The sequence below is a fragment of the Odoribacter splanchnicus DSM 20712 genome (assembly GCF_000190535.1).
Taxonomy (GTDB): domain Bacteria; phylum Bacteroidota; class Bacteroidia; order Bacteroidales; family Marinifilaceae; genus Odoribacter; species Odoribacter splanchnicus.
Map to the genome: position 1 here is coordinate 1,807,888 of NC_015160.1, position 24,044 is coordinate 1,831,931.

Annotated in this window: 17 protein-coding genes; 4 read left to right on the forward strand and 13 right to left on the reverse strand. The window is 47.0% G+C overall.

Annotation, left to right across the window (positions count from 1 at the left end; genetic code table 11):
* Positions 1–6: 6 nt before the first annotated feature.
* The 5 genes from ODOSP_RS07615 to ODOSP_RS07635 all read right to left on the reverse strand — a co-directional run bounded on the left by ODOSP_RS07615 (position 7) and on the right by ODOSP_RS07635 (position 7,588).
* The gene (locus ODOSP_RS07615) at positions 7–1,896 is read right to left on the reverse strand and encodes a DUF4139 domain-containing protein (RefSeq protein WP_013611772.1); all 1,890 of its coding nucleotides are present in this window, start codon (positions 1,894–1,896) and stop codon (positions 7–9) included.
* 191 nt (positions 1,897–2,087) lie between these two features.
* Positions 2,088–4,244 (reverse strand): methylmalonyl-CoA mutase, encoded by a 2,157-nt coding sequence (gene scpA / locus ODOSP_RS07620; RefSeq protein WP_013611773.1) that lies wholly within the window; start codon positions 4,242–4,244, stop codon positions 2,088–2,090.
* 38 nt (positions 4,245–4,282) lie between these two features.
* Complete coding sequence (locus tag ODOSP_RS07625; protein ID WP_013611774.1) at positions 4,283–6,160, reverse strand: methylmalonyl-CoA mutase family protein; 1,878 nt, start codon at positions 6,158–6,160, stop codon at positions 4,283–4,285.
* A gap of 123 nt (positions 6,161–6,283) precedes the next feature.
* Positions 6,284–6,613, reverse strand: a complete 330-nt coding sequence (locus ODOSP_RS07630) for a hypothetical protein (protein WP_041556547.1) — start codon at positions 6,611–6,613, stop codon at positions 6,284–6,286.
* 108 nt (positions 6,614–6,721) lie between these two features.
* Positions 6,722–7,588, reverse strand: a complete 867-nt coding sequence (locus ODOSP_RS07635) for an AraC family transcriptional regulator (protein ID WP_013611776.1) — start codon at positions 7,586–7,588, stop codon at positions 6,722–6,724.
* 159 nt (positions 7,589–7,747) lie between these two features.
* Here ODOSP_RS07635 and ODOSP_RS07640 point away from each other — a divergent pair, with 159 nt between their 5' ends.
* Positions 7,748–9,670 (forward strand): alkyl/aryl-sulfatase, encoded by a 1,923-nt coding sequence (locus ODOSP_RS07640; protein ID WP_013611777.1) that lies wholly within the window; start codon positions 7,748–7,750, stop codon positions 9,668–9,670.
* A 403-nt stretch (positions 9,671–10,073) separates the two neighbouring features.
* The gene (locus tag ODOSP_RS07645) at positions 10,074–10,781 is read left to right on the forward strand and encodes an HAD family hydrolase (protein WP_013611778.1); all 708 of its coding nucleotides are present in this window, start codon (positions 10,074–10,076) and stop codon (positions 10,779–10,781) included.
* A gap of 13 nt (positions 10,782–10,794) precedes the next feature.
* On the opposite strand, the gene ODOSP_RS07650 is transcribed toward ODOSP_RS07645, so the two are convergent.
* The 3 genes from ODOSP_RS07650 to ODOSP_RS07665 all read right to left on the reverse strand — a co-directional run bounded on the left by ODOSP_RS07650 (position 10,795) and on the right by ODOSP_RS07665 (position 13,550).
* Positions 10,795–11,079 carry a hypothetical protein gene (locus ODOSP_RS07650; protein ID WP_118113252.1) on the reverse strand — a complete coding sequence of 95 codons (285 nt, stop codon included), beginning with the start codon at positions 11,077–11,079 and terminating at the stop codon, positions 10,795–10,797.
* Between the two features lie 313 nt (positions 11,080–11,392).
* A complete protein-coding gene (locus ODOSP_RS07660) occupies positions 11,393–11,902 on the reverse strand; it encodes a 3'-5' exonuclease (protein ID WP_013611780.1) in 510 nt (169 codons plus the stop codon).
* A gap of 52 nt (positions 11,903–11,954) precedes the next feature.
* Positions 11,955–13,550: a YfcC family protein gene (locus ODOSP_RS07665; protein ID WP_013611781.1), complete on the reverse strand. Its 1,596-nt coding sequence runs from the start codon at positions 13,548–13,550 to the stop codon at positions 11,955–11,957.
* Between the two features lie 226 nt (positions 13,551–13,776).
* On the opposite strand from ODOSP_RS07665, the gene ODOSP_RS07670 reads away from it, so the two are divergent.
* Entirely contained in the window at positions 13,777–14,595 is an 819-nt protein-coding gene (locus ODOSP_RS07670; protein ID WP_013611782.1) for a 2,3,4,5-tetrahydropyridine-2,6-dicarboxylate N-succinyltransferase, read from the forward strand.
* A 40-nt stretch (positions 14,596–14,635) separates the two neighbouring features.
* Positions 14,636–15,532 carry a diaminopimelate dehydrogenase gene (locus tag ODOSP_RS07675; protein WP_013611783.1) on the forward strand — a complete coding sequence of 299 codons (897 nt, stop codon included), beginning with the start codon at positions 14,636–14,638 and terminating at the stop codon, positions 15,530–15,532.
* 66 nt (positions 15,533–15,598) lie between these two features.
* Here ODOSP_RS07675 and ODOSP_RS18755 read toward each other — a convergent pair whose 3' ends face one another.
* From ODOSP_RS18755 to ODOSP_RS07700, 5 genes are all read right to left on the reverse strand, one after another.
* Positions 15,599–16,909: a TlpA family protein disulfide reductase gene (locus tag ODOSP_RS18755; RefSeq protein WP_013611784.1), complete on the reverse strand. Its 1,311-nt coding sequence runs from the start codon at positions 16,907–16,909 to the stop codon at positions 15,599–15,601.
* An 82-nt stretch (positions 16,910–16,991) separates the two neighbouring features.
* A complete protein-coding gene (locus tag ODOSP_RS07685) occupies positions 16,992–18,428 on the reverse strand; it encodes a hypothetical protein (protein ID WP_013611785.1) in 1,437 nt (478 codons plus the stop codon).
* Positions 18,429–18,449: 21 nt separating this feature from the next.
* The gene (locus ODOSP_RS07690; RefSeq protein ID WP_013611786.1) at positions 18,450–19,241 is read right to left on the reverse strand and encodes a DUF4843 domain-containing protein; all 792 of its coding nucleotides are present in this window, start codon (positions 19,239–19,241) and stop codon (positions 18,450–18,452) included.
* Between the two features lie 11 nt (positions 19,242–19,252).
* The gene (locus ODOSP_RS07695; protein WP_013611787.1) at positions 19,253–20,698 is read right to left on the reverse strand and encodes a RagB/SusD family nutrient uptake outer membrane protein; all 1,446 of its coding nucleotides are present in this window, start codon (positions 20,696–20,698) and stop codon (positions 19,253–19,255) included.
* Positions 20,699–20,708: 10 nt separating this feature from the next.
* Positions 20,709–24,023: a SusC/RagA family TonB-linked outer membrane protein gene (locus ODOSP_RS07700; protein ID WP_013611788.1), complete on the reverse strand. Its 3,315-nt coding sequence runs from the start codon at positions 24,021–24,023 to the stop codon at positions 20,709–20,711.
* Positions 24,024–24,044: the final 21 nt, after the last annotated feature.

Below are 24,044 nucleotides of genomic sequence, written 5' to 3' on the forward strand. Positions count from 1 at the left end.
GTCCGTTTATTCTACCTCCAACCGTCTGTCTTTCGGATATTTCACCTTATAGCGCAGGATAAGATCGCGCTGTTCGCCGGGTTGCAAGATCAGCGGCCAGGTAACGATACCGGTATCGCCGTCCACTTTGCCACCGCTCACCTCTTCGGCAGTCACGGTAATACTGCTGTTGGCGGAGACGGGCAACTGATCGTAAAGAGTCAGATCAACCGCCTGCGGACGATTATTCCGAACGGATATTTTCCAACCTATCGTCTGTGTCTGCATAGCTCCCATCAGTTTCCGCGAGGTATATTCATGCTCTTTCGTGCGCTGTACGGCAATCTGCCGGTCGCGTCCGAGAGAAAACGAAAGCGTATCCCCGGCCGTATTCACATCGAGCACCGATTTACCGATGAACGTGCCTTCGAAATAAATGTTGGCTTCTCCCTCCAACAGGTTAAGCTTGCTCCAATCGGTAACCTGTGCCATCAAAAAGGCATCTTTATCGATTTTCGGAGTACACCGGTAGACATAAGAGACCGGCAGTTCATAGCGGCCTATCTCTGCCACAATAGGCTTATTGTCCGATAAAACCGTATAGGGCATCTTAATCCCGAACTCATAACCTGTCGGTTGCCGGGTTTGTTCTACTTCAATCGGTATGCTCCCCGCCTCCTCTTCGGCAACTACCTCTTCCACAGGCGCGGTAGACATAAGAGCCAAAGTGTTTTTCCGGGCTTTCCGGGGAGAGCCATGACCGGCAACCACCACTTCCTCCAAACTTTGCGTATCGGGATCCAAGACAACATGCAACGTATTGCTACGCACATCAACCGTCCGCGAAGTATAGCCGATATACGCAAATTCCAACCGGTGTTGTCCCCCGGGCATCGTCAACGAATAACGGCCGTCGACATCCGTAGCGCAACCGATAGTAGTACCCGGAATTTTAACCGTAGCTCCGATCAAGGGTTCATGGGTAATGGCATCCGAAACAATACCCGATACGTTATTTCCATTCATTTCATCGCGATAGACCGGTGCCGCCCATCCATAATTCAGCCGATAAGGCAACAGCCGGGGAGCCACATTCCCCGTTGAGGGACTGGAGGAAGAGAGCGACAAAGCGACATTTTTCCATGCTTCGCCCGTATGTTGAAAGATATTCGCTTTATAAGTAATGGAAAGTGGTTCGGTCAGACTCTCCGAACGAATGTCGTAGGAAGGAAACCAACCGGCATTTTTAACATAATAGCTCAAGGTAAAGGTTACGGTACAGGCAGCCGGAGCATGAATACCCACCAGGATTTCCCCGGTACGTTTCAAGTCCTTCCCTTTCACCTGGGCCAATTCCCGGGACACCTGCCGATGCCGCCCGGACAGTTCTTCCAGCTGCCCGCCAATAGTCAATTCTTCGGCAGTGAGCGCTTTCATCCGTTCGGTGAAATAAGCGGTCGCTTCCCGGACAGTCGCCATAGTCAACGCATTGCTTTTACCACCTATCGTACAATTGTTTTTCAATACCTCCTGCCCCGCCTTCACGACAGCAAGAGCCGCTTTCCGTTCTTCCTGTTGTTTTTCTATTTTTTTCAAAGTCTGCTGCAACTGCTCCTGCTTACGCCCTACCGCCACACTGTCCAGGAAATTATATTGCAGATTCACATTCGTGATCGTCAGTTTTCCCTTCGCACTCACCTGCATACTCCGGGCATCGAGATAAGGTGAAAGACCGGTAAACAGTAAAGCCGAATTGCCAGCCGGGATGTCCACCCGTTTAGTACGGGTTACCTGTGCTCCGTCGATAAACAGCATGACTTTCTCTGCCACCGTTTCCACTTTGCGCTGAGCCGTCGACACCGTGGTCACTATACACAGACAAAGAACCAGCCCTACATAATTCCTGAACTTTTCCATAATCCCAATTAAAATAAGGTATCTATAATTCCTCTGACCTTTGTTTCAGTATACAAATATAGTGAAAGGTGAGAGCAAAAACAACAAACTGGTTTGATTGATTTTACCGAACCGAAAACAACAGGAGCCATGATAATACAAAACGGCCGCCGGAACCCCGGCAGCCGTTTCTTTATCATCGGATAATATTTTTACTTCCTGGCCAGTTGAAGCAAAATTTCCATGACCTGGATAGCGCTCTTCGATACTTTCGTACCGGGTCCGAATACGGCAATTGCACCGGCATCGAACAGGAATTGATAATCCTGGTGAGGAATTACACCACCCACATATACGAGGATGTCTTCCCGGCCTAATTTTTTCAATTCGGCGATAACGGCGGGTACCAGCGTTTTGTGTCCGGCAGCCAGAGAAGAAACACCAACGACATGCACGTCGTTTTCAACAGCTTGTTTAGCCGTTTCTTCCGGTGTCTGGAACAAAGGTCCCATATCGACATCGAAGCCCATATCGGCATAACCGGTGGCAACCACTTTGGCTCCCCGGTCGTGACCGTCCTGGCCCATTTTAGCGATCATGATACGTGGACGACGTCCGGTCAGTTCGGCAAACTCATCGGTCATTGCCTTTGCTTTCTCGAAGTCGGCATCTTCGCCGGCAACACTTGAATATACTCCACTCACAGTTCTGATAACAGCTTTATAACGTCCGACAACTTTTTCACATGCATAGGAGATTTCTCCCAGAGAAGCGCGTTTCTTAGCAGCATCTACAGCCAATTCCAGCAAATTACCTTCGCCGGTTTCGACACATTTGGTGATGGCATCCAGAGCTGCGTCTACTTCGGCCTGATTACGTTCGGCTTTCAGTTTTTTCAGACGGGCGATCTGAGCTTCACGAACTGCAGTATTATCAATTTCAAGAATATCGATCGGATCCTCTTTGTCTAAACGGTATTTATTCACTCCTACAATTGTCTGTTCGCCACTATCGATACGGGCCTGTGTACGGGCAGCAGCTTCTTCGATACGGAGTTTTGGCAAACCGGATTCTATAGCCGCAGCCATACCTCCCAGTTTCTCAATTTCCTGAATATGTTCCCAAGCCTTATGTACCAATTCGTTGGTCAGGTTTTCTACATAGTAAGAACCGGCCCATGGGTCGACTGCCTTACAAATGGTAGATTCTTCCTGGATATAAATCTGAGTATTACGGGCAATACGGGCGGAAAAGTCGGTCGGCAATGCAATAGCCTCATCCAATGCATTGGTATGCAATGACTGTGTATGTCCCAGAGCAGCCCCCATAGCCTCGATACAGGTACGTCCTACGTTATTGAACGGATCCTGTTCGGTCAGTGACCAACCGGAAGTCTGGGAGTGTGTACGCAGAGCCAGGGATTTCGGATTTTTCGGATTGAATTGTTTGACAATCTTAGCCCACAACAGACGACCGGCACGCATTTTAGCGATTTCCATAAAATGGTTGGTTCCGATAGCCCAGAAGAAGGACAGACGCGGAGCGAAAGCATCGATATCCATTCCGGCGTTTACTCCGGCACGCAGATATTCCAAACCGTCGGCCAGGGTATATGCCAACTCGATATCGGCGGTAGCACCTGCTTCCTGCATGTGATAACCGGAAATAGAGATAGAGTTGAACTTCGGCATATTCTTGGACGTATATTCGAAGATATCGGCGATGATCTTCATCGAGAATTTCGGCGGGTAAATATAGGTATTACGCACCATAAATTCTTTCAGGATATCGTTCTGAATGGTTCCGGACAGCTGCTCCAGGGTAGCCCCTTGTTCCAATCCGGCAACAATATAGAAAGCCAGCACCGGAAGCACGGCACCGTTCATGGTCATAGATACGGACATCTTATCCAAAGGGATCTGATCGAACAGGATCTTCATGTCCAGGATAGAGTCGACAGCCACACCGGCTTTACCGACATCCCCGATTACACGCGGGTGGTCGGAGTCGTATCCACGGTGGGTAGCCAGGTCGAATGCCACAGACAAACCTTTCTGTCCGGCAGCCAGATTGCGGCGATAGAAAGCATTCGACTCTTCAGCGGTAGAGAATCCGGCATACTGACGGATCGTCCAGGGACGCAAAGGGTACATGGCAGAATACGGTCCACGGAGATAAGGCGGAATACCGGCAACATAATCCAGATGTTCCATACCTTTCAAATCATCGGCAGTATATACCGGTTTCACCGGAATCAACTCAGGGGTCGTCCAGTTTTTAGCGATGTGGTTGGCTTTTTCCCATTCAGCGGCGCTCATGGAAGCCTTTTCAGACGCTTTAATATTTATATCTTTAAAATTCGGTTTCATGTTTCAATAGTTAAAAAGTTACAGAGTTACCCGTTACTTTATTTAATACCTAATTTTACCTGGTAGCCTTTCAGTTCTTCCAGTACATTGTTCTTCACGTGGATATAGTTCAGCAATCCTTTTGCTTCCAGTTCGGGACGGCTTTCTGGATTACCCGCAACTACAACGATAGCTTTATCTTTCAGTTTTTCGAAAGCTTCGGGTGCAAATCCGGCATATTCATCGTCGGAGCTACACAGCACAACGATAGCGGCTTTATTGTCCAGACACGCCTGAACCCCTTCATCGACCGTCTTGAAGCCATTGTTGTCTTTTACTTCAAATCCGGCACAAGCGAAGAAGTTACATGCAAACTGAGCCCGTGCTTTACGCATAGCCAGATTACCCATCGGAAACATATAGACAACCGGACGACCGTTTTTAGCCGAGAAAGCATCGGTTTGCAGGCGCATCGCCTCGAATGCAGCCGGTCCGCGGTAAGGTTTCAGGGTTTCGATTTCAGCGCCTTCGGCAGTTTCGTCTTCGGGTTCGAAGATGCAGGCACACAGCTGACGATCGATCTTTTCGTTGAAGTTAGGGAACTGGTTAACACCCACAAAGTTTTCTTTACGCTGAGCGATAGCCAGGTTACGAGCCTGGGCGGTAGCTTTCACAGCAGCCTGAACAAATCCTTTCTTCAATGCTTCGATATACCCTCCCTGCTCCTGAGTTTCCAGGAATAATTTCCAGGCAGCTTCAGCAATATTCTGGGTCAGTTCCTCGATATAATATGAACCGCCGGCAACATCGACGATCTTGGCAAAGTGCGACTCTTCTTTCAGCAACAACTGCTGGTTGCGGGCAACACGTTCCGCCACGTCGGAGGGATGACATTCGAAGGTATCGTCGAACGGATGAACGGTGAACGAATCGACACCGCCCAATACGGCCGACATCGTTTCGGTCTGAGTACGCAGCATATTTACGTTCGGATCGTATACGGTTTTATTCCATTCAGAAGTTTCTGCATGGATATTCATCTTACATTTGCAATCGCAAGACGGATTGTAGGCTTTCACGATGTGAGCCCACAAGTAACGGGCAGCCCGCAATTTAGCGATCTCCATGAAATACTTGGAACCGGTAGCGAAGTGGAAACGGATTTTCGGAGCCACTTCATCGATCTTCATTCCTGCATCCGTCAGTTTGTCCAGATATTCAACACCGGCAGCCAGTGAGAATCCCAACTCCTGAACGATAGAAGATCCTGAGTTATTGAAAACATATCCACCTACTTCAATGGTCTTGAAGTTTTTGTAGGCAGCCATTTTTTCAAGATTTACTTTTACGTTTTCGAAAGGTTTGTCGCAACAGTTCTTTCCTTTCCGGGTGAGAGCGGTCAACGGATCGACATTGATTCCCCCCTGTATTTTTTCAGGTGCAATACCTCTTTCTTCCACAACAGCCTTAAATGCATCCAGGATACTTCCTTTTTTACATCCGGCGACAAAGTTGATTTCCACACATTCCAGGCAGATGTCTTTCAGGAGGACTTCCATATCTGCTTTGGTAAATTCCTGGCATCCATTCAGTACAAAACCCAGTGAGTTGACACCGCGATTCAATACATCCAATGCTTTTTTATTTGCTTCAGCCAGATCTTCCACAACGATATCCTGACGTACATACCAATCGTTGTTATCTTTTTTGTTACCTCTCACAAACGGGAATTCGCCGGGTAGACAATCCAGATTTTTCAGATCCTGCATATTCTCCAACCGGTACATCGGCTGAACATTAAAACCCTCATTGGTTCTCCATACAAGCTTTTTATTGAAATCGGCCCCTTTCAGGTCGACAGTGACTTTGTCGATCCACTCTTGCATTGTGTTCGGCGCAAACTCACTGAAAAGCTTACAATTTTCTTTTTCTGCCATAATTTATATATTTAACTGTAACTGTTTGTTTGAAAAAACGAACAAATTTAACCCTTTCAAAGGATTAAAAAAATTATTTAGTGCCTTTTTTCCGTATTTAGAACGTTTGTACCCCCGTCACTTTTATCCTTCCTCATTCAGGCGCCGATAAATACGTACGGTTCCGGCTTCTTCCGGATTACCGTTATCCCATATCTTTATCCGCAATTCATTTGGATCTACCGATTGCCATTCCCCGATCCCCAATTCATTTTGCCGGGTATCCAACTCTTCGCAAATCAGCTTATCGCCTTCTTTTTTCATCCGGAAACGTGTAACTCCACACCACAACTCATTTCCAAGCGTATCTTTCACGGAATAAAAACACAGGTTATAAATTCCGGCAGTCACCTCCATCTCATAATACAACTGATTCGCTTCGTATCTCCACCGACCGACGAAAGGAGCCGCCACCCCGGGGAAATCACTGCAGATAGAAAACCATTATCCAACTGGCTTTGGATAATGGTTTTATTGAAAATCCAGAAAGTAAACTAAAACCGTCCGGTCTAACCGGATGCTCTATGCTGTAGAAGAACGACGATAGCTTTCGGGGGAACTACCCGAAACACGACTGAAATATTTGGAAAAAAGTGATTGTTCATTAAACCCTAATTCGTAGGCTATTTCCTTAATGGCCATTGGTGAATTACGCAACAGAATCTGTGCTTCGAGCACAATGTATTCCTCTATCCACCGTGCGGCACTGCGTCCGCTCACCAGTCGGATTACAGTAGTAAGATGGCGGGGTGTCAGTGAAAGTTCGCCGGCATAAAATGATACGCGCCGTTGCTTACGGTAATGGGTGTGTAGCAAATCGAGGAAATCATAAAAGATCTTCTCACTGTGCGACGCGGGAGTGGCAGTGTCTTCCAGCCGCCGACAGATATTACGTACTTGACAGAACATACCCAGGATGAGCGGATAAAGAGTATCTGCGGAATCTCTCAAACCAGGAGCATCGGCGCAAAGACATAGGAGCTCGTAGAAGCGAGTCAACCGCCCGTGCTCATCATCATTGACGGCAATGAAAGCATCACGTATCGCAATCTTTCCCAAGGTACGTTCTGCTAAAACAAGCTGCCTCCAAAAAGATTTGGAAAGCAACAGCCCCACACATCGGAAGCCGGGGCTACGACTTACAATACGACAGGCACAGGGGGCGATGAAACACAACAGGTGTTCACGGTTGAAGCGATAGGACTGTAAGTTGATATCCAATTGCATTTCTCCATCCAGACACAAAAAAAGACAGGGTATGTCTATCTTTACCGGATTATCGTGTGTGCCGAAAAGGTCATTTTCGCGCCAAATCACGAAAGGAGTCACCTCTTTACCCAACTGCAAACGTTGAAGTAATTTATCGAATGTAAATATAGGCTGAATCATACAAATAAACATGCAAATAGGGTCAATAAACTATTTAATCCTCAATAATCGTACGAATATACAAATGAAATACAGAAAAGCACATTTACAAGCGTGAAAAATCTCCGTTACTTTGTATCGAAATCAAATCAGATGACAATGAACAAAAAGTTATTGACTATGGCGCTCTCACTGACGGTTATTCCGTCAGTTCTTTTGGCGCAGAAATCGGCTACGGAACACACTATCCGTGCCAACGAAGCTGTAAAGACGGAACTGAATTTCAACGACCGTCAGGATTATGAAGATGCCAACCGGGGCTTTATCGCAAGTATCGATGGAAACGCTGTACTGGACAAAGAAGGCAAAGTTTCTTATTCTGTGGAAGAATGGGATTTTCTGAAGAGCAATACTCCTCAGACAGCCAACCCGAGTCTGTGGAGACAGTCGCAACTCAACCGCATAAACGGACTGTTTGAAGTGATACCCGACAAACTTTACCAGGTGAGAGGATTCGACATAGCCAACATGACTTTCATCCGTTCTGACAATGGTTGGATTATCATTGACGTGACGACTACAGATGCCGCTGCCAAGGCGGGCTATGACCTCATTAAGAAGCATGTGGCAGACCTACCTGTACAAGGCGTAATTTTCACCCACCCTCATGGCGACCATTACGGAGGTATCGCTGCGGTGAAGGAGGCTTCATCTAAAAAGGATTTCGACATCATCGCTCCCAAAGGCTTCATGGCCTCGGCACAAAACGAAAACGTGCTGGCCGGAGTGGCTATGACCCGCCGTGCCACTTATATGTATGGTTTGCAATTGCAACCGGGTGAAAAAGGTACATTGGGTTGTGGTCTGGGACAGCGTATGTCAACGGGTAGCAAAGGTATCGCCCGCCCTACCATTGAAATAGCAAACACCGGAGAGAAACATACCATTGACGGCGTGGAGATGGAGTTTGTCTATGTACTTGACACAGAAGCTCCCGTGGAAATCATGATTTGGCTTCCGCAATTGAAAGCCTTCTGTACGGCAGAAGATATGACGCACAACATGCATAATCTGCAAACGTTGCGTGGTGCGAAAGTGCGCAACGGACTGCTGTGGAGTAAGGCGGTGGATACGGCTATCGAACGTTACGGAGACCAGGTGGAGGTGTCATTCTCCACCCATCACTGGCCCACTTGGGGCAATGAACGCATCGTGAACTACTGGGAAGCTCAACGTGATATGTATCGCTATCTGCACGACCAGACCCTGCATTTGGCTAACCGTGGGCTGACTCCTGATGAAATTGCCGAAGAGATGAAACTCCCCGCTTCGCTGGCATCGCAGTTCAACTGCCGTGGCTACTACGGTACGCTGAGCCACAACGTCAAGGCGCAGTATGACCTTTACTTCGGCTGGTTCGATGGCAATCCGGCACATCTTAACCCGCTGCCCCCTTCGGAATTGGGTGCCAAGTATGTAGAAGCTATAGGTGGTGCAGATAAAGTGCTCGAAGTGGCCAAGGCCTCGTATGCCAAAGGTGAATACCGCTGGGTAGCTACGCTACTGGATAATCTCGTTTTTGCCGAACCCGAAAACAAAGAAGCACGCCAGTTGTTGGCCGACACATATTCCCAATTAGGCTATCAGGCGGAAAGCGGTCCGTGGCGTAACTTCTACTTGACTGGGGCTCAAGATTTATTCAAGAAGAATGTGCCTTACACATCAAAACTCATCAATGACGGTGTATTGTCCCAGATGGATATGGGCACTTTGCTCGACTACTGCGCCATCCAGTTGAACGGGGAGAAAGCTGGCGGAAAGGAAGCTGTTATCAACATTAACTTCACAGATACGAAAGAGAAGGTGATGCTGATGCTCAATAATGGGGTGTTGAATCACCGCCTTGGCAGCCAGGATAAAAAAGCTGACCTGACCATGGAGATTGCGAAAATGGATTTCGTCAAACTGTTCTTCGGCAGAACGGATTTACAAACTTTGCATAAGACGAACAAGGTGAAAACTACCGGAGACACCAAAGCTATAGATATTATCCGTAGTGCCTGCGAACCGGCAGATCCTAACTTCAACATTGTGTTGCCGTAAACAGGAACAATATATTGATTTTTAACATGGCGGGTACATAGATGTGTATCCGCCTTTTTCGTATCATCGCATGTGACTAAGTTTGCATCAGCAGACATAGCAAATTTGTTCTCCTGTCTCCTCCCTCAAAATGATCAAAAGCCACTAATAGAAGGATCTGGTACAAAACTATGTACTTCTTTCGATTTCAAACACTTTGCATTATTTTCTCCAAAGCCATCTGTATGTGAGCGAGTTTTCGTATATTTGTTCTCTAATTGATGATTATAACTGAAGATAAAGTTCCTGCCGTCGATTGAATTTATTATTGGGTCGGTGAGAATGGGGAATACGATTTTATTTATACTAAGCTAAACGAACAAATTCGTTTGTTTTTCGTTTTGCTATCGAACTGTGTTTTATTATGGTCGAGATAAAAAAAGGGCATCTGTTGAAAGCTGTACTCTTCGATATGGACGGCGTATTATTCGATTCGATGAAGAATCATACGTTAGCTTGGTATAGAGCTTTGTCTTCCCGGAAGATCCCTTGTGAAAGAGATGAATTTTATCAATATGAGGGAGCTACAGCCGAATGGACAATTAATTTGATTTTTGAGCGGACCTATCATCGGCAAGCGACTAAACAGGAGATTGAAGAACTATATACCTTAAAAAGTAAATATTTTAATGAGTTGCCTGAGGCCAGGCCTATGCCAGGGGCCAAAGAGGTTTTGAAGATCGTCCGGGAGCACGGTTTATTGCCCGTTGTCGTTACCGGTTCCGGTCAACAATCGTTGTTAAAACGGTTGACCGAAGAATATGCCGGTTTTGTCGATGCTTCGACTTTGGTGACTGCTTTCGATGTCGAGCATGGTAAACCCCATCCGGAACCTTACCTGAAAGGCCTGAAAAAAGCACATGCTATGCCCGACGAAGCTTTCATTATAGAAAATGCACCTTTGGGGGTAAAAGCCGGTGTAGCGGCTGGAGTTTTCACTATCGCCGTGAATACAGGGCCTATTCCTGAAAAACAATTGCAAGAGGCCGGAGCTGACTTGATCTATCCGGATATGTCGGCTTTACAAAAGTATTTGCCGCAACTATTGGCCGGACATCATAACCGGGCCTGAATTTTCCGGATTGCTAATCTATCGTATATCCAGAGAAATAGGTTTGAACAAAACCCATTGCCAATATAACCACCCATATCCCGGAAGGATTGCATTTCTCCCAGAATAAATGAGTTAATTCTTGACCCGATAGCTGGAATTGCCGGGCTACTTCTTCAAAATAAGCATTGTTCGAAAGCTGATCCGATAGTTGTAAGCCCTTCTCTGCTACTAGTTTCCGCGCCATAACTACTTTATCCGACATTTGCTGATAGACGCCTCCGGAAATAATACCGGCAAACACCTTTCCTAGAAACACTGGTATAAAAGAAGGTGTTTATATACATGTTTACCTTAAACGCAGATATATTTTTTCTTTCTATTCCGATTTCGGGTTTTATACCGTCAGACCGGGTCGTCTGGAACGGTCCGCTAAGGCTTTCTTTCTCTGACCGGCGGAACTCCTCACTCCGTTCGTCAGTGATAGAAAAAGCCAGTGTAAAGGCATGGGGACTGAACGTTACTTACGGCTTCAAGAAACCAAAGAAAAATCGGGCTTTGTCCATGCCTTTTCAAAGTTATAAATTATCGAATTATTAATTAATGTACAAATGTACGACTGAATAATTCTACTATAAATCGGGACATTGCTGCAAAATGGATTGCATAATGACAGCTGCAGCCTCGGCATCGGCCAGGGCATGATGATGATTTTTCAGGTCATATCCGCAAAAGGAAGAAACGGTATGCAACTGATAATTTTCCAGTCCTTTAAATAATTTCCGGGAAAGGCGGTAGGTACAGTAAAAGGAGTAACCGGGATAATCCATTTCGTAAAGCCGAAAGACAGCTTTCAGGCATCCCTCGTCGAACATGCTATTGTGAGCCACCAAAGGTATCCCTTCAATCATCGGAGCAATTTCCCGCCATACCGTAGGAAAAGCCAGAGCTTCCTCGGTATCCTCCCGACTCAAACCGTGAATAGCTGTATTACGCCGGGAATAAAAATTCGGTGCAGGATGAATCAGACTGTAAAACCGGTCTTCGATCACCCCCCGGTTCATCACGACGATCCCCACCGAACAAACACTGGTCTGCTGCCAATTGGCTGTCTCGAAATCTATTGCAGCAAATTTCTCCATTTTTACTTCAGCATTTATTTAGACAAAAATACATCATTAAAGCTTAAGATTTTCAAAACCCAGGCAACTGCATGACTACTGTGGGTATCAGTAACAGAAAACCCAGGACGACAAACAACAGGAGGATTTTGGCAAACCATTTTACCCACACCTCATAGGGAATGCGGGCGATTCCCAAAGCACCGATCAATACGGCGGAGGTGGGCGTGATCATATTGGTAAAGCCATCACCGAACTGGAAAGCCATCACTGTAGCCTGCCGGGAAATACCGATGACATCCGAGAAGGGAGCCATAATCGGCATCGTCAAAGCAGCTTTGGCCGATCCCGAAGGGATGATGATATTGATCAGCGTCTGAATTACATACATCGCACCAACCGAAGCCACTCTTCCGGCCTCGTTCATCAGAGAAGCCAAGGCATGTAATATAGGATCGATAATACGCCCGTCCTGCAAAATCTGGATGATTCCTCCGGCCAGTCCGACCACAATAGCCGCCGATAAGATATCTTTAGCTCCTTCGAGAAACAATTTGATGATGCTGTCGGTATCTTTGCCCGCAGCATACCCCGTCAACACTCCCATCGCCAGAAAAATCGCCGAAATTTCGGGCAGATACCAACCATGCCCCATCACTCCGATCACCAGAAAAATGACCGTAAAAGCCAGGATAGAAAGGATAAAAAAATGGAAAGATTTCCGTAGCCCCAACCATCCGAACAAAGCGAACAAAACCGTACCGACCGGTACAGCATAAAAAGTGACCGAAGCATTCCCCAAACTAAAAGTAGTAACCGGATAAACGACAGCAAAAATAATCAGAGACACGAGAATCAATCCATACACGATATAAGAAGCCACCGGGATCGTATAAGCAACCTCTTCGCCACTTTCGGTACGGCGATTCCGCCAATATTCGTCGGCCCGATACATCGGGGAAAGGGTCGGATTGCGTTTCACCCGGGCCGCATAGATCAACACACAGGCAACTAAAATCACGGTGAGCAAAAACCAGCAAAACAAGCGGTATTCAAAACCGGAAAACAAAGGTAAACCGGAAAGTCCCTGAGCGATACCGATGGTAAACGGATTCAGGATCGCTCCGGCAAATCCCACGTGGGCCGCAACATAGACCATACACAATCCGGTAATCGAATCATACCCCATCGAAATAGCCAAAGGTACAATGATAATCACAAAAGCCAGCGTTTCTTCGCTCATACCGAAAACAGCCCCGAACATACTGAACAAGAAGATAATCATAGCGATCACCAGATTGTTCACCCCGATCCGCTTCATAAAACGATGCCGTTCCAATCCCTGCGTAAAACGCAAAAAAGAAAAAATCCCGACATCGATCGCCCGGCTATTGTTCATAATCTGAAAAGCCCCGCCGATAATCAGTAAAAAGGCTATGATTCCGGCCTGCTTCTCAAATCCTTGCAACAAAGCGGAAAATACCTGCCAGGTCTGTGGAACCGATTCCACCGCATGATAAGAATTATCGACAATCACCGACCGGGTCGTTCCGTTGACCTCGACGGTATGGCGACTATACTCTCCCGCCGGAATAATCCAGGACAAGACGGCACAAAGCAGAATAATCGAAAAAATAATCGTATAAGTATGAGGAATCTTTTTCAGCATAGCACATTAAATAATTAAACTTTTACGACACGCATACGGTGAGGGAACAAAGGTATATATATTTTTTTATTGATCTATGTTTTATTCTACACATCGCGGGAAAAATCGGTTAGACGATTAACAATCCGGGGAACAGTTTTTGTCGTACAACAAATTATTGCGAAATTTGCAATTCCAGAGACATCCTGGGCATAGGCACTTTCGTCCGACAAAAAACGAGTTAGAAATGTATACAGCAATCAGAAAAATCATTGAAGCAGCCTGGGAGAACCGGGAATTATTGAAGAAAGAAGAGACCCGGTCGGCTATCGATCAGGTAATCGGGTTACTGGACAAAGGGAAATTGCGCACGGCTACTCCAACCGACGAAGGTTGGCAAGTGAACGAATGGGTAAAAAAAGCGGTTATCTTATATTTTCCAACCCAACCCATGTCGACCATGACCACGGGACCATTCGAGTATCACGATAAGATCCGGCTCAAACAAGATTATGCAGAATTAGGAGTACGGGTAGTTCCTCCGGCTGCCGCCCGCTATGGAGCCTATGTCGCCCCGGGAGTGGTGATGATGCCTTCCTATGTCAATATCGGTGCTTATGTCGATTCGGGAACGATGGTAGACACCTGGGCGACTGTCGGTTCGTGTGCCCAGATCGGGAAAAATGTACATCTCAGCGGAGGAGTCGGAATCGGAGGAGTATTGGAACCGGTACAAGCTGCACCGGTCATTATCGAGGACAACTGCTTCATCGGTTCGCGTTGTATTATTGTGGAAGGTGCCCATCTGGAAGAAGAAGTCGTGCTGGGTGCGAATACGGTAATCACCGCCTCGACCAGGATCATCGACGTCACGGGAAATGAACCGATAGAATACCAGGGTTATGTGCCGGCCCGGTCCGTCGTGATCCCCGGTTCCCGAAAAAAACAATTTCCTGCCGGCGAATACGAAGTGCCTTGTGCGCTGATCATCGGAAAAAGAAAAGCATCTACCGACCTGAAAACCTCGTTGAACAGTGCATTACGGGAATTCGACGTGCCGGTATAAGAGATATAAAACAGATTCAGATTATTAAGATTAGAAATATATGGAGAAAATTAAAGCAGCCGTTATCGGATACGGCAATATCGGGAGATATGTAATAGAAGCTCTTCAAGTTGCTCCCGATTTCGAGATCGTGGGTGTTGTGCGCCGGAATGCCGCCGATGTACCGGCAGAATTGGACAAATACAAAGTAGTAAGCCATCTGCAGGATTTGGAAGGGGTTCAGGTAGCTATTTTATGTAACCCGACCCGCAGCGTGGAACACTATGCAACCGAAGCCCTCCGGCTAGGTATCAATACGGTAGACAGTTTCGACATACACACTCAAACCGTCGATTTACACCGCACTTTGGGAGAAGTGGCCCGCAAACACCATGCAGTGTCCATTATGTCGGCCGGCTGGGACCCGGGGACGGATTCCGTAATACGCGCATTATTGGAAGCCTGTGCACCCAAGGGGTTGACTTATACCAACTTCGGTCCGGGCATGAGTATGGGACATACAGTAGCCGTTAAAGCAATCGAAGGAGTAAAGGCCGCCCTGTCTATGACTATCCCCACGGGAACCGGGATTCATCGCAGAATGGTATATATCGAACTTCAGGAAGGATATCCCTTCGGTGAAGTTGCACAAAAGATCAAAAACGATCCCTATTTCGCCCATGACGAAACCCACGTGATGCAGGTGGAAAACGTAGACACATTGCTCGACATGGGGCACGGCGTGAACCTCACCCGGAAAGGGGTATCCGGTAAAACGCAAAACCAGTTGTTTGAATTCAACATGCACATCAACAACCCGGCCCTGACGGCACAAATCATGGTATCGGCCGCCCGTGCCACCATACGCCAGCAACCGGGCTGCTACTCTCTCATCGAAATTCCAATGATCGATATGCTTTACGGCGACCGGGAAGAACTTATCAGGCATCTAGTATAAAAAGATGCCTGATACCTTTCCCCGGAATATTTGGCAATGAATCGGAATCTAAATCCGCAAAGACAATCAAGGCAGATGCTCGAGTCTGCTTTTCAGCAGGTCACCCGATGAAGGACGGGCTGTTTTATAATCCAGCAATGTCCCGTCTTTTCCATAGAGCAGGAAATGGGGAATGCCTTTGACATTCATCATATCGGCGAAAGCCTCGTCGCGGACGAGCCATTGATTTCCGTGCATATGGAGCTGTTCCATTTGCTTTTCCCAGTTTTCGCGTTTGGTATCCAAAGAAATGCTGACAAATACAATGTCCCGACGGTTCAAATCCTTTTCCAATTTCTGGAGGTGGGGGACTTCCGCCACACAGGGAGCGCACCACGATGCCCAAAGATCAATGTAGATATATTTGCCGGCAAATTCAGTGAGACGATGCTCCTGACCGTTCTTATCTTCAAATACAGCGTCGGGCAAGGGAGCACCGGGAGAGGCATAACGTTTGTCGCGAAATTTCCGGATAAGTTGTTCCTTATCGGGTCGGTCACTGCAAAGTTTGTCGAGGCGTGCCAGATGCTCCCCGGAATAAGGATGCCGGCGGATGTAGTCTTCGATGATTCTCCGGGTGATGTTTTCCCGGATGGAAGAAATGCGGAACCGCTCTTGCAGGAGACGGATTTGGTCTTCGGGTTCCGGGGCGTTTTGTTGCAAGTATTCGCTGATATAGAGGTCACTGCCGTATAACAGTTTCCAATAAGGCACATCCAGGGCCTGGGAGATGACAGGCAAAGCGGAGGCGAGCGCTGCAGGTATGCTGTCGCGGAACAATCCGTGGGCAAGATTCAGACATTCGATGTTTGCCCAGGCGGAAAGGTAACCGGCAGTCGTTGAATCGAGCCGCTCCCGTTCGGTAATACGTTGGACTTCGCATGGAAACCGGGCGAGGCGGGAAGCGAGTTCCGTTCCGGCAGGCGGATTGCTCCAAAGGGTTCGGCTTTGGTTGAGCGACCATTCCCGGAAGGCCTGCAATGCCCGGTTGTCCGGATCTGTAGCACCGATGGACGTCTGGCCGCCGGTAAGATGGAAATCAAGGTCTACGGAGGCATTGGCTTGCAGGGCGACAGGAGTCACGAATTGCCAGCGCTCTTCCCCGGTGACAGCTACGCCGAAGAGATTACAAAAAACCACCTCCCGAAAAGGAATAGTTGTGGAAAAATACCCGGCACTATCCACCTTAACATAGAGTAGTGTGTCCTCCATCTGAATACCGAGCATATCGACAACGGTATTGCTGTCCATATAGAGAGTGCCGCAAAGAGTATACTCCTGTTTGTTCCGACAAGCAAAACAAAGCAGGATGAAGAGATAAATGAATGTCTTTTTCATGGATATTGTTTCAAAAAGAGGAGAACGCGCCGAAAGACTTTTCCTCTCAAGGCACATTCTCCAGTTCGCAATAAGAAAATAATTACCGGGGTTTATAAACTACTTTCAAGGGCTTGTATGCCACGTTCAAATAGGGAGAATCTCCTTCGTTTTTACCGGTGTTGCAATTCAACAGATAAAACGAACCGTTCAAACCACTTGCCTGAGGTTGATAGACGCCAACATAAAGCTGCTGGTTATCCGGACTGACGGCAAGACTGGTAATTTCAGCCCCTTCCAAGTCATCCAACGTGCGCCAAGGTTCGGTCGGGAACGAAGTGGCGGTATTGTAATACCAACGATAGATTTTATTGCCGGAAGCATAAAACAAACATTGGTAGGTCGTGTTGGAAACATAAGGGCTTTCCGAAGTGAGTGCCGGAGTACCGTTAATGACCACTTGATTATCGGATAGTCCGAAACTTTGTTGGGTGTAATCGCTATTCCATATTGTCCAGGTATATGCAATAGAGGTTTTCATAAAGACACCGTCTTTGCAAGTAATCATGGTAAAATAATTTCCATCCCGCTCATAAAGCGCTATCGGAGAATGACCTCTGAAATCCAATCCTTGGTCGGCAGCCGAATATTCATAGTAATAATTGTAGAAATCGACAATAGTCTCTTTTTCCATATCCCAAAAGATAATCGCATCCTGATAACCTAACCCTTTTGCCAAAACCACATTTTTATCGTAGGTAGACGCCATTTGCCGGCCATAATTTACAATCAATCCTTCCAATGTGGCCATTTTATATATTTTACGGCTTTCCGATATAACAGGCGACGCCGCACCCGTTCCATCCACGACAAGCAATCGCTCCGGAATGAAATCCGGATTGCCGTCGGTAATGATATTCTCCACGTTCAGCATTTTACTGTTCAAGGCATATACGGAAGGCTTATCCTTAAAACTGATAAAAAGTTGTTTGTCCCGTTGTCTGAAGTCGGTGGGCTGGCGTGGAAATTCCACGCCCGGATTATTCACCGCCAAGCAATTGGTCGTGAAAAAACGCTTTTTCCCTTCGGCAATTTCCCTGTCGCTCAATTCCCGCATAATGGAAAGCAAAGGTTCACCTTCGGAGTTGTCACTCAGGATAGCGATACCTTTTTCGTAGGCGGAATTGATGTTCAGGGTAAATTCGTAAAAACTGCTGCCGTGCTCGTTGCTGATTTTCAACCGTGCCGGGAACGCCCCCAATTCATTACCCGTAAAACGAAGTGCGGAGGAGTCGGAATAAAATTTGTAATTCACCTCCCATTCATACGTAAGGGGCAATTGCCGTTCGCTTTGGCTGACCAACCCTTCAGTAGGAATAAGCAATTCCTCGTTTTGGTCGATGTTGTAGACTTTCTGCATTTTCAGCGTGTCGATACTGATTTCTGAAATGCGCACCGTATCCACAGTCGTTTCATCTTCGAAACAGCCGGCAAACAACGGCAAGCAAAGGATAAAGAACAGATATTTCAATGTTTTCATGATATTTTTCTTTTTCGGTTATTATACATTGGGCTTCGGAAAGGTGGTCACACCCAATTCCGGATGTGCCTGAAAGTATTCATACATAGGGCCGCATACGTATTTCTGAAGAGCATAGTTAAAATCCCAGTCCCAACCTCCGAAATCCTGTTCTCCCCAACCGGTATTGTATTTTTGATCCAAATTCTCTCCGTATCTTTCCACCAGCGCTCTATAGGTTGCCGGCAACGTCTCTTCCAACCGGTGGAAAAAATCCATGAAAGTGACATACACCACCGGATTCCAGGGCCCCATATTACTTTCCGACCAGCCAAAACTTCCGTTCCACGTCGTCCAGTTCGGTTTGCTGACAACATTATTGAAAGTGATGATGGCTTCGCAACTGATTTCTTTCTCGGTTTGTGCCGTGGGATTGAAATAATCGTTCGGCAACAGGCGGAACGCTACCGTCCATTCGGTGTCTCCGAGGGCAGAGCGTTTGAGGGTAACAGGCACTACGGCATTAACGGAATCTTTCTCCAGGGTGAGTTGTTCCGGCACCGTATAATGCAAAGGCGATTCGGCATTGGTGCGTTTATCTACTACCTCGATTTTAAAGTTACGGGCCACCTCTTTCACAGATGCCCCGATAATGCGTACCGGAAGCTCAACCACATGCTCTGTGGTACTCAACGGAGTCACACCGAAAGAGTAGTTAACGGAGTCCTGGGTGAAATAGATGTCGATAACCGAGTCATCGAAAGTCGGATAATCCGTTTCATGGCAAGAGGCTATACACAAGCCGATGAATAGAAATAATATCGTATGTTTCATGGTTTTCTGTTTTATTGTTTAACATCATAGACTTCGTTTCGATAGTTGAATTCCTCCTCGGGGACAGGTACCGTATAGATACTATTGGCGGCCGGGAGAATCTCGCCCGTGATAGCCTGAATGTCGAGGTTAAGACGCTTCATATTGAAAAAAGTCTGTCCTTCACCGACAAATTCCTTGTAGCGTTCTTGTGTGATTTTTTCTATGGTCAGCGATTCGGCGGGTATGCGGTCATCCAATGCCACAAGCCCGCGGCTTTCCAATACGGCATTAAAATAATCGGCGGCTTTCGGATCATTTTTGCGCAAGAGACATTCGGCAGCGATGTAATACATCTCCGGCAACCGGATCAGGTTAACACCCGGAATCTGTCCAGCCGGACGATTATTGCCGGTACTCAGTTGATAAGGGTCTGTCAGTTTGACAAACCGGAGGTTATTGCTGATGGTCTGGAACCAGGCCGCCCAACGATAATCGTTTTCTCCGCCTCCCTGCTGATACACGGTGGCGATACCGTTCCACGGGTTGAGACTTTTGAAAGAAACAGCGTCATACAAATCTTCTTTCGTACGGGTGTAAAAACTCTCTTTGGCATACAACCCGAAAATGGTTTCTTTTTGCGAAAGGGCACCGATAACATCCCCTGCGATTTCAGTTTTTTCCACTAATTCCAAACCGCCTTCACGGATGACTTTATCGGCATAATAGAAAGCACTGTCGATATTCCCCTGAGTGAGGTATACACGGGCCAGCGTGGCACGCGCTGCCTGAAGATTAAAGTGGATGGACTGGTCCAGAAAGAAACCGTCTTCCGGGGAAGCCGCCTCATAAAGTTTTTCGTTGTCCAACAATTTCTCAGCCGCACGCAGGTCTGCAATAATGCGCTCGTACACTTTTGTTTTGGGCAGTATATCCGACGGTTTCAGAGAGAATGCCGTATTATAAACGATACCGCGGGTCTTGGCGTCGGTTGCCTGGTCGGCATAGAGACGCAGAAGGTCGAAATGCATATAGGCACGAAGTCCTAAGGCCTCCCCTTTATAGATGTCGTAAAATTCAAGGGTCTCGGGAGATTGGTTTTCCAGATTAACCAAAATATTGTTGGCATACGAGATATTCTGATACATGGTGCTCCAAATATCGGAAAACACCTTGGTAACTTCCGGATTCTCCTTGTATTTGAAGGCAGACAGGTCCGTAATGTCACTGTTGCCCGGACAATTGAAATACTGTGCCAGCACATCCATGACATAATAAGTCATATAAGCGCCATAAGCTTTGTCATTGCGCATGGAAGCATAAACCCCGTAAAGGGCGTTTTCAAAACCTTTGCGTTCAGAGAGGAGGTCTTTGCCGACTATCTCTCCTTTGGGGTGTACATCGAGAAAATTGTCGCACGAGGTAGCCAACACCATGAGGCCAAGCCCGCAAATCATATTTTTTATATTGAGTTTCATGATTCTGAAATTAGAAAGTGGTACTTAAGGTAAATTCAAATCCGTTGCCGTAGAGATAATCGAGCCCCCGTTCGACTTTCACGTTCGAAAAGCGCAGGATATCCGACAGATTAACGCCCAAGCGCAGATTTCGGAGCATCATCTTCTGACAGATACGTTGCGGAAATTCGTATCCAAGATTCACGGAAGTGATGGTGAGCACGTTTTCTTTTTCCACAAAACGGTCGGTCTGCTGTGGAACGCTGTGTTCGGTGATATTGCGATACAGGGCAATATCGCCGACCTCCTTCCAACGGCTGTCAAATGCACGGCGATCCACATTAGTCCGCCCTGTAGTCCCTTCCACACGGCTGGCCCGGGTCACATTATAAAGATAACCGCCGCATTTGAAAGAGCCCATAATATAAAGACTGAAACCTTTATAGAAAACATTGGTATAGACATTGCCGTAAAAACGGGGGTCGGTATCGCCGACAACCACTTTATCGTCCGCCGAGTAGGTGAAAGTGCGGGTACCGTCCAATTTGATGAACACCTCGCGTCCGGTAGCCGGGTCGATACCTGCCGACCGCACGACTTTCAGGGCGGAAGTCGATTCGCCCTCTTCATACTGTGCCAGCGGAGCAGGAGTCTGACGGGTTGGAGCCACGTCATTGTTCAGTTCATTCTGACGTTTCAAGGCATTACTGATTTTCAGGATACGGTTTTTATTGGTGGAACCGTTCATCCCCAATTGCCACCATACGTCATTCCGCTGAATGATAAACCCGTCGACAGAAAATTCGAAGCCTTTGTTTTCCATCTCCCCGATGTTTTGTTTACCACTGACCACCCCGGTAGACGGAGCGATACTGGCATCCAGCACTAAGTCTTTCGTCCTTTTGAGATAAAAATCGAGGGTGGCGTTCAACCTGCGATCGAAAAGGCTGATATCTGCACCGATATTGTAGGAAAATTCCCGCTCCCATTTCAAATCATCGTTACCGATGGTTTGCGGAATGGCGCCGATACCATGCAAATATTCCAAGGTGTTTTCGTATTTGTACATGGTGATAGACTGGAAAGGCTCGAAATTGACTTTACCCGTATACCCCACGCTACCACGTATTTTCAACAAATTCAACTTCTCGAATTTCAGGAAATTTTCATTGTGCAGGTTCCAACCGAGCCCCCCAGACCAAAATTGCCCATACCGTTGGTTGCTTCCAAATTTAGAGGAACCGGAAAGACGGTATACAAAATCGGCATAGTAGCGATTGTTATACATATAGTTAGCATTGGCAAAGAAGCCGACTTCCGTACTGAGGTCCTGATTCCCGGAAGGTTTGTTCTTGCTGTCTGTCGGATACCCGGTGGCATGACCTATGAAGTTCAAAGCATCGTCATAGAATCCAGCGGCTTTCAGAGAGGAGTTCTCACTTCTGTTCTTGCGGATTTCCGCTCCGATAATCATACTGATTAAACTGTTGTTTTCCGTCAGCTTATTGAAAGCGCCGTTGATATTCCCCGCCCAGTCCACCGAGCGGCTGTTGCTGATTTCCAAGCGTCCTTTTTTGGTGATATCCGTCTCATCTTTGAATGCTTTGGAATCGGGCGATATGTATTTTTCTCCGTTGCCTTCAGAAACGGCGATATTGAAGTTACCGGTAATGCGGAACAAATCATTGATATCCCAGCGTATGTCTGTTGTATTGGTAATGCTTTTGTTGCTATTCAATGTGAAATTACCCAATTTGGCGTCTATCATCGGATTCCAGTTGTCCCACGAGAGGTTTCTGTTGGGATTGCCGTATTCATCGTATATCCGGTCATAAGGATTTTGGTCGATCCAGTTGCGGAAGCTGCCATAGGGGGTATCTTTCGTGTCCGTTTCGTTGTAGTTGGTACGATTGGAGAAAGTCAGTTGGTTGGGCAAGTGGTATTCCAATTTGAACCCGAGAGCATACCGGCGGCGATAGTCGTCTTTCATGACTCCTTGCGTATTGTTGAAACGTCCGGACAGTTCGTAACGGATGTTGGACGCTCCTCCGTAGATGCGCAAGGAATGGTCATGGGAGAATGCCGTGCGGGCAGGCTGTGAAAGCCAGTCGCTGTCTACTCCACGGGCTACTTCTTTGTATCGTTCGTTGTATAGCTGATCGAGACGATATTGTTCTTTATCCATATTCACACTGCCCCAACGGTCCTGTTCTGGGGTATAAAGTCCGGAAAGTTTTTCATATTCCAGTTTTTCCCGGGCATTCAAGAGATCGTAATCTTTCAGGTAAGGGAATTGGACGTTACCGGTAAGGTTGTAATTGACCCGGATATTTCCCTCTGCCAGTTTTTTACGCTCGATGACGATGACACCATTGGCGGCGCGGCTTCCGTATAAAGCAGTTGCGGAGGCATCTTTAAGTACGGTGATGTTCTCGATTTCGTTCATGTCGAGGTCATATAATTCTTCCATACTGATTTCCACCCCGTCCAGCATAATGGTGGGTTGGTTCACAACACGCGTGCCGGAAGAGAAAGAACTCATACCACGTAATAAAAGTTCAGGCACGCGATTGGGATTAGAACCGAGATCACTACGCTCCACTAAGTTCAATCCCGGAGTCAGAGCGCTGATAGCTGCAATGATATTGGTATTTGAAACCGATTTCAATTGGTCGTTGGTGATGGTTTTTACTGCACCGGTGTAACTGTTTTTGGATTTGGTGAAATAGCCGTTCACCACAACTTCGTCCATCTCAGCGACTTCCTCTTCCAGGCGTACGGTCATCTCTTTATCGGTCTGGACGGGAAGCGTGACGGACTTATAACCGACGAAAGTGAAGGTCAGTTCCCGAATATCTTCCGGCAAATTCACAGTGAACAACCCATCGGCATCGGTAGCAGCACCCGTTACGGCACCGCCTCCGTCCATGGCAACAACAGTAACCCCCGGCATAGGTTGTCCGGTTTTGGCGTCGATAACATGCCCCCGTACTTTCACTACTTGCGGCACCTGAGGTGCGGCTGCAAGTGCTTTGATAATGATGGTGTTGTTTTGAATTTCATAGTCCAGCGCGTTCCCTTGCAGACAAGCCCGCATAACTTCGTGAATATCGTCACTATCAATACGAAGACTTACCATACGATTGTTTTTCACCAGCTCATTACTGTAAAGAATGTTGAAACCGCTTTGCTGTTGTATCAGCTTTAATACTTCGGTCAACTGTTTGTCCTTCAGGTTCAGCGACACTTTCGTCTGCTGTGCCTTACTCGGGATAGCCGAAGTGTTCAACACCAAGGCCAAGCTAAAGAATAACAATAGCTTCATGGTTAATCGGATTTTTTTCATAATTCAAAATGTTTAGTATTA

Bases quoted from the DNA above. Each gene is read 5' to 3' on its own strand.
- ODOSP_RS07670 (WP_013611782.1), top strand. From the start codon at position 13,777: ATGTATACAGCAATCAGAAAAATCATTGAAGCAGCCTGGGAGAACCGG.
- ODOSP_RS07640 (WP_013611777.1), top strand. From the start codon at position 7,748: ATGGCGCTCTCACTGACGGTTATTCCGTCAGTTCTTTTGGCGCAGAAA.
- scpA (WP_013611773.1), bottom strand. From the start codon at position 4,244: ATGAAACCGAATTTTAAAGATATAAATATTAAAGCGTCTGAAAAGGCT.
- ODOSP_RS07635 (WP_013611776.1), bottom strand. From the start codon at position 7,588: ATGATTCAGCCTATATTTACATTCGATAAATTACTTCAACGTTTGCAG.
- ODOSP_RS07660 (WP_013611780.1), bottom strand. From the start codon at position 11,902: ATGGAGAAATTTGCTGCAATAGATTTCGAGACAGCCAATTGGCAGCAG.
- ODOSP_RS07690 (WP_013611786.1), bottom strand. From the start codon at position 19,241: ATGAAACATACGATATTATTTCTATTCATCGGCTTGTGTATAGCCTCT.
- ODOSP_RS07700 (WP_013611788.1), bottom strand. From the start codon at position 24,023: ATGAAAAAAATCCGATTAACCATGAAGCTATTGTTATTCTTTAGCTTG.
- ODOSP_RS18755 (WP_013611784.1), bottom strand. From the start codon at position 16,909: ATGAAAAAGACATTCATTTATCTCTTCATCCTGCTTTGTTTTGCTTGT.
- ODOSP_RS07685 (WP_013611785.1), bottom strand. From the start codon at position 18,428: ATGAAAACATTGAAATATCTGTTCTTTATCCTTTGCTTGCCGTTGTTT.
- ODOSP_RS07615 (WP_013611772.1), bottom strand. From the start codon at position 1,896: ATGGAAAAGTTCAGGAATTATGTAGGGCTGGTTCTTTGTCTGTGTATA.
- ODOSP_RS07645 (WP_013611778.1), top strand. From the start codon at position 10,074: ATGGTCGAGATAAAAAAAGGGCATCTGTTGAAAGCTGTACTCTTCGAT.
- ODOSP_RS07675 (WP_013611783.1), top strand. From the start codon at position 14,636: ATGGAGAAAATTAAAGCAGCCGTTATCGGATACGGCAATATCGGGAGA.
- ODOSP_RS07625 (WP_013611774.1), bottom strand. From the start codon at position 6,160: ATGGCAGAAAAAGAAAATTGTAAGCTTTTCAGTGAGTTTGCGCCGAAC.
- ODOSP_RS07695 (WP_013611787.1), bottom strand. From the start codon at position 20,698: ATGAAACTCAATATAAAAAATATGATTTGCGGGCTTGGCCTCATGGTG.
- ODOSP_RS07665 (WP_013611781.1), bottom strand. From the start codon at position 13,550: ATGCTGAAAAAGATTCCTCATACTTATACGATTATTTTTTCGATTATT.